This is a genomic window from Pseudomonas sp. SWRI111 (genome assembly GCF_014268555.1).
Lineage (GTDB): Bacteria > Pseudomonadota > Gammaproteobacteria > Pseudomonadales > Pseudomonadaceae > Aquipseudomonas > Aquipseudomonas hamedanensis.
In genome coordinates, this window is record NZ_JABWQQ010000118.1 from 1 (window position 1) to 264 (window position 264).

1 pseudogene is annotated in these 264 nt (G+C 66.7%); it reads left to right on the forward strand.

Features of this window, described 5'->3' with window-relative positions:
* Window positions 1-264 (forward strand): annotated as a pseudogene (locus HU755_RS27165) (saccharopine dehydrogenase); the annotation flags it as partial.

Consider the following 264-nt stretch of genomic DNA (forward strand, 5'->3'; position numbering starts at 1 on the left):
GTGCTGGGCCTGTGGGTGGCACCCTTCGTGATGGCGGCCATCAACACGCGCAACGTGCACCGCTCCAACTTCCTGCTGGGCCATGCCTATGGCGCCGACTTTGTCTACGACGAGATGATGGTCACAGGCGCGGGCGAAAAGGGCGAGGCCCTGGCCAACGCCGTGGCGGCCGACAAGTCGCTGGGCGCGGACGACGGCCCCAAGCCTGGCGAGGGGCCATCGCGCGAAGAGCGTGAATCGGGCTTCTACGACGTGCTGTTCATC